Origin of the sequence: Desulfomarina profundi, from assembly GCF_019703855.1 — a bacterium.
Taxonomy (GTDB): Bacteria; Desulfobacterota; Desulfobulbia; order Desulfobulbales; family Desulfocapsaceae; genus Desulfomarina; species Desulfomarina profundi.
In genome coordinates this window covers 3,950,568-3,962,946 of record NZ_AP024086.1, presented here as the reverse complement: position 1 = coordinate 3,962,946, position 12,379 = coordinate 3,950,568, and the positions used below count along the sequence as shown (strand labels likewise).

Sequence of the window (12,379 nt, the reverse complement as noted above, 5' to 3'; positions counted from 1 at the left end):
AAGAATCATGCATGAAATATCCCTTGTCCAAGCCCTTTTTTCCCAACTTGAAGAACTGGCGGCAGAAAACAAAGCGACAAAAATTCACAGGGTCACTATGGTAATCGGGCCTCAATCCGGAGTGGTTATAGACGCATTTCGATTCGGCTTTGAGACCCTGGCATCGGAAAATACCCTTATCAGGAATGCAGAGCTTATCATTGAAATCCCTCCTGTGAATTACTCATGCACTCAATGCGGTCATATGGAAGAAACGAAGGAGGACAGTCCGGAAGAATGCCCGAAATGCGGGGAACTCTTTCTGATACCCTCCGGTGGAGATGAGCTGATTCTGCGCCAGGTTGAAATGGAATAAAATTACAATACTTACAAAATTTAAATAAACGAGGAATATTATGTGTGATACATGCGGATGCCCAAGTCCATCTGACCACAGTCACGATCACGACCATTCCCACAGCCACAGCAAAACTATTGATGTGCATGCCAGTCTCTTTGCCGCCAACGATGCACTTGCCAGGGCCAACCGTGAACACTTTGACGACTGCGGTATCGTGACACTCAACCTTATCAGCAGCCCCGGATCTGGAAAAACAACCCTGCTTGAACACACCATTGATGCCCTGAAAGATGAAATAAACATTGGCGTCATTGAGGGTGATATCGAAACCGAAAGGGACGCGGAACGGATCCGGGCAAAAGGTGTGCCGGTCATTCAACTGACAACAGGAGGAGCCTGTCACCTGGACGCGGCCATGACACATAAAGGTTTTCACCGGCTACAGAAAGAGCAGGGCGGTGAAAAAATCGACCTTCTTTTTATCGAAAACGTGGGTAATCTTGTCTGCCCTTCAACCTTTGACCTGGGGGAACATGAACGGGTAGTTTTTGTTTCTGTCCCTGAAGGCCCGGACAAACCATCCAAATACCCAAAGGCGTTCCAGAGCTCCCAGACCTTCGTCATAACCAAGACCGATCTGCTCCCCTATTTTGATTTTCCCGTGCCGGAGGCCATCGCCGACGGACTGCACCTGAACCCCGGACTCCGTACAATGGCCCTATCCTCCACAAGTGGCGAAGGTATGGATAAATGGCTCGACTATCTCCGGGAGCTGGTGAATAGAGCAAAAAAAGGCTAAAGGAATACTGCCTGTGCCAATAGTGCCCAGGAATCTATCCGCTGACAATCCTGAAATATTTTCGCTCCGGACGCCCCAGTGTCCCGTAAAAAAGATCGGCCTTAATCACACCGTTTGAAACCAGGTATTCAAGGTATCGCCTGGAGGTTGTACGGCTCACGCCGATCTTTTCCCCGGCTTGATCCGCGTTGATTCCTGCTTCTCCGATAGTTTCTATAATATCTGTAATTTTCCGCAGGGTAATAGGGTCGATACCTTTCGGAAGATCTGTCTGCGCAACCTCTTTTTTTTCCTGGTGGAGCAGGATATCTACATCCTGCTGATTGATTGTAGTAATTTTCTGCAATTTTTTCCGATGGGTAAGATACCTGTTCAGCATATGCTGGAAACGGGTAAAATTAAGAGGTTTCAGAATATAGTCAAAAACCCCGCCTCGAAGTGCTTCCTGAAAAATATCCCTTTCCTTGGCTGCAGTGATAAGAACAATGTCGGTTTTCTTATGCTTTTTTCGTATTGACCACAGCAGCTCCAGACCATTGCCATCGGGAAAGAAAATATCCAGCAGAACAAGATCGGGCTGCAATACCTCCAGCATTTCTTCACCCTCCCGAACGGAATGGGCAATTCCCGTTACAGTAAAGCCAGCTATTTTCTCTGTGAAAATACGCTGAATTTCCGCTATCTTCTCATCATCTTCTATAATAACTGTCTGAATCTGCTCCATTCTACTCCCTGTGTTTCGGAATAATCACGGTAAATGCCGCACCTCCAAGTTCAGACGATCCCACGCTGATGGATCCATGAAGAGCCGACAGGGCCTTTTCAACAAGAAACAATCCCATACCATGTCCTGGTCTGTTCTTTGTTGTAAATCCTTTCGTGAATATTTTTTCCCAGTCTTCTTCGGGAACGCCATTGCCGGAATCATCAAACTCGAAGATAAGATCATTGCCGAGATCAGTCATGGCAAGTTTTACCTCCCGCTTTGCCCTTCCATTGTTCAACACAGCATCAAACCCATTATCCAGAATATTACTGATAATGGTGACAAGTCTCTCCCTTTTTATCCCGCCAGGAACATCGATCATACTGGAGTCCGGATCAATGCGCAAATCCACCTTTAACTCTTTTGCCTTGTTATATTTTCCAAGAAGAGTTCCGGCAAGAATGGGATCGGGGACAATATCCATCAGGGAATTGATAAGAGCCTGATACCCGGAGGTTTCACTGCCGATAAGATCCACCGCCTCCTGGTAGGCTCCGAGCTGAATCAGGCCGGAAATAGTATACAGTTTATTGGAATATTCATGGGTCTGCACCCGCAGCATTTCCGTATATTTTTTAATCTCGGAAAATTTTCTAGCCAGAATATCAAGTTCATCCTTGTTGCGAAAACTGGAGACCACACCTGTAATTCGACCGTTGCTGATAATCGGTATCCGATTGGCGATAATCTCCTTATCCCCTACCATGAATTCACTGTCCAGCTGACTCTCCCCGGTACGGAGAACTTCAGGGATTCTGGTTCCGGGCAGGATTTCAGTTATCAATCTCCCGAGTATACCCGCATCCTCATCAATCCCCAGGGTTTCGAACGCCGCCTGGTTGATGGTGGTAATTCGTCCCTCCGAATCCACAGCCAGAACCCCCTCTCGAATGGTCTCCAAAGTAGTTGTCCTCTCCTGCAGGAGTGAAGCAATCTCATCCGGTTCAAGGCCAAAGATCGCCTTTTTGAACTGATCGGTAATCTTGATGGTCACGGCAATACCGAAAAGAACTGCAGCCACCAGAAATGCAATTATTTTTATATGATAACCCCTGATTATGGAATTCACATTCTGAACCAGGTAACCAACAGAAACAATACCTATGATTTTACCCTCATCATTGAAAACCGGAACCTTTCCACGTATCGAGGGACCAAGTGTCCCGGTCGCTTTTGAAACATAGGATTTTCCCTCCTCAAGGGCCAGCCGGTTATCTCCACCCACCATGAACCTGCCTATCCGCTCAGGGACAGGATGGGAATACCTTCTTCCCTCCCTGTCCCCCACCACAATAAACTGGGCCCGGGTGGTGCGCCGTATTTTTTCTACAATATCCTGGATGGAAGAATGTGCCAGATCACCCTGTTCAAGGTCTCTTTTTATTTCCGGAATAAGAGATACCGTCTGGGAAACCTTCAGAGCCCGGCTCCCCATCTGTTCCTCCAGAATTGAAGATATCAGTTTCAGGGAGAAGAAACCTCCAACCCCGACAATGCAGAGAATCAGACAGAGAATCAACAGAACCATTTTGGTCTGCAGTTTTCTTGGTCGGAAACCGTTTGGAAACATCTTCATTATCAGGCTCCCCATGAACAAAATGAACAGAATGTTCAGAAAGGTTTATTTACTTTTAAGTTCCGTAAACTTTACTTTTGCTCTATTCCCGGCAAAATTGCAATCGTGGCATAACGCCATTTCCTGACTGCAAGGATCATTTCCAGACTACCCCAATTTCTATCACCCCGGGAGGTACCCATGAAACATCGCATCCGAAAGGCAACAGGTTTTACCACTATACTGTTTTCTCTTGCACTGGCAGTGACACTGCTGGTCTCACCCCTGTCCGCAACTGAAGTCAAAAAAATTCACTTCCTCATTCCCGGTGGAGCCGGGGGCGGATGGGACGGCACCGCCCGGGGCGTAGGAAAGGCCCTGCTTGATGCCGGCCTGATTGAACAGGCCTCTTTTGAAAACATGTCCGGCGGTGGCGGCGGCAAGGCGCTCAACCATCTCATCAGCACGGCAGAAAGACAGCAGGGAACCCTCCTGGTCAACTCAACTCCCATCATTATCCGCTCCCTGACCGGAGTCTTTCCCCAGTCATTCAGGGATCTGACTCCGATAGCCTCGGTTATTGCCGATTATGCTGCATTTGTTGTACCGAAAAACTCAAAATATACGAGCTTTACACAAATTGTCGCCGATTTCAAAAAAAACCCCAGATCCGTGAAAATCGCCGGAGGCTCAGTGAAGGGAAGTATGGACCATCTTGTTCCCGCCATGGTGTTTCAGGCTGCCGGTGGTGATCCGCTGAAAGTAAAATATATTCCATATGATGCAGGAGGGAAAGCAATGGCCGGGCTTCTTTCCGGAGATGTTCAGGTACTCTCCACCGGTTTTGGCGAAGCCCTTGGACTGGCCAAACAGGGTGAGGTGAAAATCCTGGCAGTAACTTCCAACAAACGACTGACCCAGGCTCCAGAAGTCCCGACGGTCAAAGAGCTCGGCTATGATGTGACCTTTGCCAACTGGCGTGGATTTTTTGCAGTCCCCAATCTACCGAAAGACAAGGCGGAAGCGTACAGGGCTGTCCTGAAAAAGATGTATGATACTCCCCAGTGGGAGGAAATTCGCAGCAAACGTGGCTGGCAGAACCTGTATCAGCCCGGAGATGAATTTTACACCTTCCTGGAAAACCAGGAAAAGGCACTGGGCAATATGATGCGCAAACTCGGATTTCTGAAATAAGCATCAACACTTCTCCAGAAAAAACCGGAAAATGTCTCTCAGTATTCATTTTCCGGCCCCTTCCCTTACAGGAGTTTACTGATGACACGGGAAAAAACAGGCGCACTGGTCATATTGCTCTTTTCGGTGGCTTATGGACTGCTTGCTACAAAAATCCCCCTTTCCTTTCTCTCGGAACAGGAGGTGTTCACAGCACGGACCATGCCCTACGCCCTGGCTGTTGCCGGTATTGTCCTGTCCCTTGCCATTATTATCCTGCCGACTGTTGATCCGGAAGGCAAGGCGAGTCTTGGCGAAGCCACAAAAGGGATGGACTGGTCCACCGCCATACTCCTTGTTGTCCTGATGCTTGTTTTCGGGCTGATCATGAAATGGCTGGGATTCATCCTTTCCTCCATTCTTTTCCTGCTCTGCGGTTTTCGAATTCTTGGAGAAACACGGATCAGGCTTATGCTCTTTTCAGCAATCCCCCTTGTTCTGGCTCTCTGGTGTATCATGTCTCTGCTGCTTGGAGTGTATATTGCTCCGGGTGAAATCTTCTACCAACTGGGGGTTCTCTGATGTGGGACGGCATGCTGACAGGAATGATGACAGGAATCACCACAACGCTGATTCCCATCAATATTGCCATGGTTCTCATGGGATGCTTTGCCGGCTCCTTTATCGGTATGTTGCCTGGGCTGGGCCCAATTACCGCAGTAGCCCTGATGATCCCGATAACCTATGGCCTTGATCCGACCACCGGAATGGTATTACTGGCCGGTGTTTATTACGGTGCGATCTTTGGTGGCTCCACCTCCTCCATCCTCATCAATGCACCGGGAGAAGCGGCAACCGTCGCCACAGCCCTTGACGGCTACCCCCTTGCCAGACAGGGATACCCGGGGAAAGCCCTGGCAATAGCGGCTTATGCCTCGTTCTCCGGAGGAACCATCGCCGTCATTCTCCTGATGTTCTTTGCCCCCATGCTTGCCAGTATTGCCACCAGCTTTCAGTCGGCAGACTATTTTGCCCTGATGCTGCTCGGTCTGACTGCGGTATCCGCCTTTGCGGGAAGGGGAGGTGTATTGAAAGCCCTGCTCATGGTGGTAGTTGGTCTGATGCTTTCCACCGTGGGAACCGACCAGACATCAGGTATCCAGCGTTTTACATTCGGCTCCCTGGAACTGCTGGACGGTATTGAATTTCTCCTCCTTGCCATGGCCACTTTCGCCCTTACGGAAGCGCTGTCGATTGTGCTGAAACGGGATGCCTCCTCAGACAGCCTCAATCCGAAGATGATCGGCTTCAAAAGCCTCAAAGTGACAAAAAAGGAGTTCAAATTTATCCTGCCCACAATTTTAAGGTCTTCTCTGCTCGGTTTTTTTGTGGGTGTCCTGCCGGGAGCCGGGGCAACACTGGGCTCCTTTATGGCCTATGGAATGGAAAGAAATCTTGCCCCCAAAGAAGAACAGAAAAAATTCGGTAAGGGGAGTCTCAGGGGACTCGCAGCCCCTGAAACGGGGAATAACGCAGCCAGTTCCGGATCATTCGTACCCCTCCTGACCCTGGGCATTCCCGGGTCAGGGACAACGGCAGTCATGCTCGGCGCCCTTATCGCTTATGGTATAGAACCGGGCCCTCGAATGTTTGTTGAACGCCCGGATGTTTTCTGGGGAGTGATCATGTCCATGTACCTGGGCAATGTCTTTCTCCTCATTCTCAACCTGCCCCTTATCCCCTATTTTGCCAGACTACTGGCAATTCCCCGAACGCTCATGGTGCCTATCATCCTCTTTTTCTCACTGATGGGCGTTTATCTGGTAACATTTAATGATTTTGATATCCAGATGATGGTCTTCTTCTGCATTGCCGCTATGGCTCTCAGGCTGATGAATTTTCCCATGGCACCCCTTCTGCTGGGGTTTATCCTGGGTGGATTGATGGAGGATAACCTAAGAAGATCACTTATGATTTATGACGACTCCATGGCTTTCATGTGGGAAAGACCCATTACACTCGGTATCAACCTGCTGACCCTTTTTATCCTGCTGCTGCCTGCTGCCCGTACTCTTTGGGAGAGATTCAGACGTTCTTCTCCGCCTGAGCCTGGATTGCCGTAATGGCAACGGTATTAACGATATCTGGTACCAGACAGCCACGACTCAGATCATTCACCGGCTTTCGCAACCCCTGGAGGATCGGGCCGATTACCACGGCACCTGCAGATCGCTGAACAGCTTTGTATGTATTGTTTCCTGTATTGAGATCAGGGAACACAAAAACCGTAGCCCTGCCCGCAACTTTGCTGTCAGGCATTTTTGTGCGGGCCACCTCCGGGTCGACGGCAGCATCATACTGAATCGGGCCCTCAATCTCCAGGCCGGGATAAAACTCCAGGGCCTTTTCCTGTGCCAGTTCAGTTGCCTTTCTGACCTTGTCGACCTGTCGTCCTTTTCCGGAACTTCCGGAGGAATATGAAAGCATTGCCACCCGGGGAACGATACCGAACAGTTCTGCTGTCTGAGCTGAACTGAGCGCTATTTCCGCCAGTTCCTCTGCGGTGGGATCAGGATTTATGGCGCAATCCCCATAGGCAAGTACCCGGTCATTGAGACACATCAAGAGAACACTGGAAACGATAGAGCATCCCGGACTGGTCTTGATAAACTGAAAGGCCGGTCGAATTGTTTCAGCCGTGGTATGGCTGGCACCGGAAACCATACCGTCAGCATGACCCTTGTAGATCATCATTGTTCCGAAATAATTGAGATTGTTCATGATGTCCCGGGAATTTTCCAGGGTAATCCCTTTATCTTTGCGAAGGTTATAGTAGGTTCGGGCATAATCTTCGAACCACAATGATTTTTTCGGCTCTATGACAGTCGCCTTCTCCAGGTGCAGACCCAGGCTGGCGATTCTCTTTTTCACCTTCTCTTCACGACCAAGGAGAGTAACATCCACAACATCCCGGCGAAGCAGAATCTCCGCGGCCTTCAGAATACGGTCATTTTCTCCTTCAGGCAGGACAATGTGCTGTTTTCGGATTTTAGCGCGCTGCAGCAGGCGGGATTCAAACATCTTGGGTGTTACCGTCGTAGTTCTGGTCTTGATGATCTTTTCGCCCAGCTCCTCCATATTCACATGACGCTCAAAGACGGCCAGGGCCTGAACTATTTTCCGCGTATTATCAGGGGTAATGGATGCATGAATATTTTCAACCCGAATGGCCGCCTGGTATGTATTTTCTCCCACCGCAATAATGGGCACCAAATCCTGAAACCCTTCTATAACTTTTTGTACAGGCGATTCAGGCACCAATCCTCCAGTAAGCATGATACCGGAGATATTGGGCATAGTCATGGACTGGACTGCCGCGAGACAGGCCAGGACCACGTCTGAACGATCTCCCGGAGTAATAATCAATGTTCCATATTCAATCCGTTCCAAGAGATTGCGCAGCTGCATGGCGGCAATGGTAAAACTGCGGACATGGCGTGTGAGGTTTTTCCCACCGTACAGTATCTCGGCCTTCAATAACCGGGCCACCTCTCCGACTGAAGGATTACCCAGGTTTTCGTTGTTGGGAATAACGTAAAGCAACTCATCCCGACCTGCTTTTCTTTCGACCAATCTTTTTTCAACCGTTTCCAGGTCATCAGGATTCACCCGATTAACGATCGTTGCGACAATATCACATTTTCTTTCCACAAGAGACTCGTGATATACCTTGATGGACCTGACCAGATCGTCCGGCCCCTTGGCCCGTCGCCCTCCGGCAACAAGCACCACTGGACAACCGAGATTGGTTATGATATCGACATTGATATCAAAATCAAAGGAAGCCGTCGCTCCTTCAAGCTCCACTCCTTCGCAGAGAACGAAATCAGCTTTTTCCCCAAGAGCCTGAAACTTTGCCATTACCCCTTCAATAAATTCAGTCTGTCTTCCCATGGCCAGCAACTGACTGGCCTCGGTTACAGTGAAGCCGTACATCTCCTCATACTCTGTCTCCAGACTGTACTGGCTCCTGATCAGGTTTATTGTGTTATCAAGCTCTCGGCGGGAATGATCCACATCAATAAGAGGTCTGAAAAAGGCAACTTTCTTGATATTGCGTGTTAAAAGTTCCATCAGCCCCAGGCTGACGGCCGATTTGCCGCTACGTGGCTCAGTTGCGGCCACATAAAGAGTATTCGACATGGTTTTACCGATAACGAGTTATAAATGATGGACTCGTAAAAACTCCGATCTACTGCGTTGTGGGGTGATCGTGTAATGCTCGACGTACTCTATGTACGCCTGCGCTTACACGACACCGCCACGCCTTGTATATCGAAGTTTTTCCAGAGTCCATCTGAGAACGTTGAACGACTTTTTACAAGATCATCATAAATAAGTATTGAAAGCAACAATAAAAGCGATTCGCACTCTAAAGTATATACACTGCTGCTCCCGACCGCAAAAAAACCGAATGATTCTTTATACAATCAAAGATTTTTTTAATAAAAAGAGCGGTAAGATACTGCAGAAGAAATAAATTGGAAAGGGTAAAAGTGGTAAGAAAAAAACACAATGACAGGTGCAGAACAGATGCGAAGACGCTTCCCATCTGTTCTACATGGTGTGGCACTGCAATACTTCAAAGCTATTGGGTAATAACCGCCTTGGCTACAACAATATGCTCGGAACCATTCTGGGAATTAATAGTTCCCAGAATAGCAACCTTTTTGCCGACAAAATCTTGCAGATCTTTTCCCTTCAACCGGAAAACCCCCTCATCGGTTTCCAGGAAAATAATCTTACCACTTTTCTTCACCAGCCCGGAAAAAGACTGCTGGGCCTGATCCTGCTTCTGGACAGCTGTTGTTCCTTTAACCGTCGCATTTTTGGCCTTTTGGGTGGCATTTGCCATCATCCCCGAATTCATGCAGATGAGTGCGGCAGCCATCGCCACCAAAATATACTTTCTCATTATTAACTCCTTAAAATGTTGATTCCATCGAACCCGGTTTTCTCCCGGATCCACCTTTTTAAAAAATTCTGCTTTGCATGCAAACGCACTCCTTTTACTGCAAACAACATGCCACAAGATATTTACACATATTTTCAATAAGTTATCTGAATATTTATTTAAGTTTCCGCCTGTTTTTTTCCCATGGAACACTGGGATGCGCAAATTTTATTCTGACTATTCATAAAATGCAGCCAACCTGGAGATGCGATATGTTACCAGGCTGAGTCTCGTGCGTAATTTGCAATTCTATTGCTCGCTTCAACTTGAACCTAAATCCTGCACTTCGGGAATAAAGAAAAAATATTTATACAGTATAAACAGATAGTTATCGTATCGCAGTAGGGGCTATACTACTCACTATTAGAGTGAGATTGTTTTTTCTTTATTCCCTTGCCCTGGGGGATTGGCAATTTTATCGAATCTGCTTCGTTATCAAGTGCTTGAAGTATGTTAATACGTCTGCGCCCTTGATGCCTCGCATCTCCGAAAACTTGCCAATTGCAGGATTTAGGTTGAAAAAGAATCTTGTCAAATCAGCATGAGAGGGGTAGGAATATACAAGAAGATATGATGATCCATGAAATTCAGTCGGATTGGAGCCGTTATAGAAAAATTAACATCTCACCCTGAAAAATAGAAAAACCATGTTTAATGCAGAAAAACTCCTTGGAAAACTCGTACAGGAAGTGATCGGTTCCGGCAGGGGTAAAGGATCAATGCTGGGAAATCTTGCCTCCAGTGGAGGACTGATGACAGCAATTGGTCTCGGGGTTGGCGCTTTTGAAATCTTGAAAGATCAAAACAGACAGCAAGAGGTTCCTCCCCCTCCTCCTCCACCTGGAAGTTCCCAGGCAACACCCCCTCCGCCTCCACCTGGCTCCGGCCCGCCACCTCCACCTGTTCCTCCCCGGGAATTGACAGTAAATCTTGATAACAGTGAGCTGGCAATACGAATGATCCAGGTAATAATCAGTGCCGCTTACGCCGATGGCTTTGTCGATGAAGATGAGAAAAAAGCGATACTCGATCAATTTGGAAAGGCGGAACTGAGCTGGGAAGAAAATGACTTTCTTCTGGAACAGATGCGCAACCCGAAATCCGTTGAAGAACTGGCAGAGAACATTGCAGACCCTGCCGTCTGCAAGGCCATGTATACCCTGGCAGTACAATCTGTACCCATTGACACTCCGGAAGAGAGACAATGGTTTGATCGGTTCGCACAGGCTTTGGCTCTTGACGTGGAAACCAGAAAAGGTATTGAGACAGGGGCGGAATAAAAAATCAGGAAGATATTCAGGTGTTGTTTTTTACCTGGCTGATATAAACACCGCCGATTATTACCAGAGCTGCAACACATTGAGTCAATGAAAAGGTTTCCCCGAGTATCATCCAGCTCAGTATGACGGTATACACAGGGATGAGATTGACATACAGTGTAGCCCTGCTGGCAGGAACATATTTCACGGCATAGTTATACAGACCGTATGCCCCGAGAGTGATGACCGCCCCCAAGTATACTATGGCCAGAGCCGAAGACAGATGAAAGGCACTCGGCATGACCGTTCCCGGCAGAAAAAGCAGTGGAAAATAAAAGAAACTGCCCACAAGTGCCTGAACTGCAGTGAGCAGAAAAGGAGAATAGCGGCTGGTCAGACGTTTCAGGGCAATGGTATAACCCGTGGCACAGACCATGGCCATGAACTCCAGAAAGTTGCCCAGGACAGGATTTGGTGCATCAGAGGACGGGGACGATTCCAGGGTCAGCCAGCAGACTCCCGTCACAGCAACCAGGGCTCCAAGCCATCCTCTCCAGCTCACTTTTTCCTTCAGGATGAGTGATGCTGCCACCATCACCAGAACAGGCAGCATGGCCGTAATCATGCCTGCCTGTGAGGCTGTAGTATTTTCGACAGCCTTTGCTTCAAAAATAAAATAGAGACATGGCTCACAGAATGCCATGAAGAGAATGAGCCTGTAATCCCCGGCACGATAATCCAGTGAACGTGCAAGACGTTTGCCCACCAGGAGAAAACAAAGTGTTGCCACCAGCATACGCCCGAAAATCACAACTACAGGATCATACTCCACAAAAGCAATCTTCAGAGCAATAAAAGAACTGGCCCAAAGCACCATGGCCAGTAACAGGGCCAGTACCGGAAGCAGTTCCTGTAATCGGGATTTTGTCACACGCCCTTGAGCTCCTTACCCTCGTTTTCCTCCCCCAACGGCAACCTGCCGGAGAGGTGGATGCAACAGTTTTCTGCAGTTTCTGATAATTGCCTGAAAAATATCCCAGTCTTTTGCAGACAGGGCGGCCTGTTTTGCATATGCCCATTCCTTCCTATCCATGATTTCCTCCAGAGTTGTATTTCCAGGACAAGGTCCGGAAAATAAAAATCCCCGAACCAGTTTCTGATCCGGGGGCCCTGATTTCACCACAGATACAAGACGATAACAAGTATTCCCAAACCCGGGGCACTTGTAAAATGATCAAGGCAGGTATTCTGACTTCCGGCTCTTCCTAATCATCGCGCCTTCCCGAAACAGATCCAGTGGCCTGTGCGATTTTCGTCCCCGGTTACAGCGGCGGGCCCGTCCCGGATTTTCACCGGGTTCCCTTTTGGTCGCAAACATAAGCGACACCCTGACTCAATTCAGATTATCGCTTTCTTATATTACAGTCAACAGAAAAGAGTTATCATCAGGACAGTATAAATACACAAATAACA

12 protein-coding genes and 1 riboswitch are annotated in these 12,379 nt (G+C 48.2%); of the genes, 6 read left to right on the top strand and 6 right to left on the bottom strand.

The features are described 5' to 3' along the window. Nucleotides 1-7 precede the first annotated feature (7 nt). Both LO777_RS18265 and hypB read left to right on the top strand, forming a co-directional pair. Nucleotides 8-355, top strand: coding sequence for a hydrogenase maturation nickel metallochaperone HypA/HybF (locus tag LO777_RS18265; RefSeq protein WP_228855258.1), 348 nt, complete (start codon nt 8-10; stop codon nt 353-355). A 40-nt stretch (nt 356-395) separates the two neighbouring features. Further along, nucleotides 396-1,139: a hydrogenase nickel incorporation protein HypB gene (gene hypB, locus LO777_RS18260; RefSeq protein ID WP_228855257.1), complete on the top strand. Its 744-nt coding sequence runs from the start codon at nt 396-398 to the stop codon at nt 1,137-1,139. Nucleotides 1,140-1,173: 34 nt separating this feature from the next. On the opposite strand, the gene LO777_RS18255 is transcribed toward hypB, so the two are convergent. Beyond that, entirely contained in the window at nt 1,174-1,863 is a 690-nt protein-coding gene (locus tag LO777_RS18255) for a response regulator (RefSeq protein ID WP_228855256.1), read from the bottom strand. 1 nt (nt 1,864) lies between these two features. Then, nucleotides 1,865-3,481: an ATP-binding protein gene (locus LO777_RS18250; protein WP_228855255.1), complete on the bottom strand. Its 1,617-nt coding sequence runs from the start codon at nt 3,479-3,481 to the stop codon at nt 1,865-1,867. 180 nt (nt 3,482-3,661) lie between these two features. On the opposite strand from LO777_RS18250, the gene LO777_RS18245 reads away from it, so the two are divergent. From LO777_RS18245 to LO777_RS18235, 3 genes are all read left to right on the top strand, one after another. Continuing rightward, nucleotides 3,662-4,654 carry a tripartite tricarboxylate transporter substrate binding protein gene (locus LO777_RS18245; RefSeq protein ID WP_228855254.1) on the top strand — a complete coding sequence of 331 codons (993 nt, stop codon included), beginning with the start codon at nt 3,662-3,664 and terminating at the stop codon, nt 4,652-4,654. A gap of 81 nt (nt 4,655-4,735) precedes the next feature. Beyond that, complete coding sequence (locus LO777_RS18240) at nt 4,736-5,215, top strand: tripartite tricarboxylate transporter TctB family protein (protein ID WP_228855253.1); 480 nt, start codon at nt 4,736-4,738, stop codon at nt 5,213-5,215. Further along, entirely contained in the window at nt 5,215-6,756 is a 1,542-nt protein-coding gene (locus LO777_RS18235; protein WP_228855252.1) for a tripartite tricarboxylate transporter permease, read from the top strand. The genes LO777_RS18240 and LO777_RS18235 overlap by 1 nt, the downstream gene beginning before the upstream one ends. On the opposite strand, the gene pta is transcribed toward LO777_RS18235, so the two are convergent. Both pta and LO777_RS18225 read right to left on the bottom strand, forming a co-directional pair. Beyond that, entirely contained in the window at nt 6,719-8,836 is a 2,118-nt protein-coding gene (gene pta / locus LO777_RS18230; RefSeq protein WP_228855251.1) for a phosphate acetyltransferase, read from the bottom strand. The two genes, LO777_RS18235 and pta, sit on opposite strands and share 38 nt — an antisense overlap. 445 nt (nt 8,837-9,281) lie before the next feature. Then, nucleotides 9,282-9,608: a hypothetical protein gene (locus LO777_RS18225; RefSeq protein WP_228855250.1), complete on the bottom strand. Its 327-nt coding sequence runs from the start codon at nt 9,606-9,608 to the stop codon at nt 9,282-9,284. Between the two features lie 686 nt (nt 9,609-10,294). On the opposite strand from LO777_RS18225, the gene LO777_RS18220 reads away from it, so the two are divergent. After that, nucleotides 10,295-10,927 carry a DUF533 domain-containing protein gene (locus LO777_RS18220; RefSeq protein ID WP_228855249.1) on the top strand — a complete coding sequence of 211 codons (633 nt, stop codon included), beginning with the start codon at nt 10,295-10,297 and terminating at the stop codon, nt 10,925-10,927. A gap of 16 nt (nt 10,928-10,943) precedes the next feature. Here LO777_RS18220 and LO777_RS18215 read toward each other — a convergent pair whose 3' ends face one another. Together LO777_RS18215 and LO777_RS18210 are read right to left on the bottom strand one after the other, a co-directional pair. Further along, nucleotides 10,944-11,837, bottom strand: coding sequence for a DMT family transporter (locus LO777_RS18215; RefSeq protein ID WP_228855248.1), 894 nt, complete (start codon nt 11,835-11,837; stop codon nt 10,944-10,946). Between the two features lie 15 nt (nt 11,838-11,852). Next, nucleotides 11,853-11,999 (bottom strand): hypothetical protein, encoded by a 147-nt coding sequence (locus tag LO777_RS18210; protein ID WP_228855247.1) that lies wholly within the window; start codon nt 11,997-11,999, stop codon nt 11,853-11,855. Nucleotides 12,000-12,127: 128 nt separating this feature from the next. After that, nucleotides 12,128-12,312, bottom strand: a riboswitch (cobalamin riboswitch). Nucleotides 12,313-12,379 lie beyond the last annotated feature (67 nt).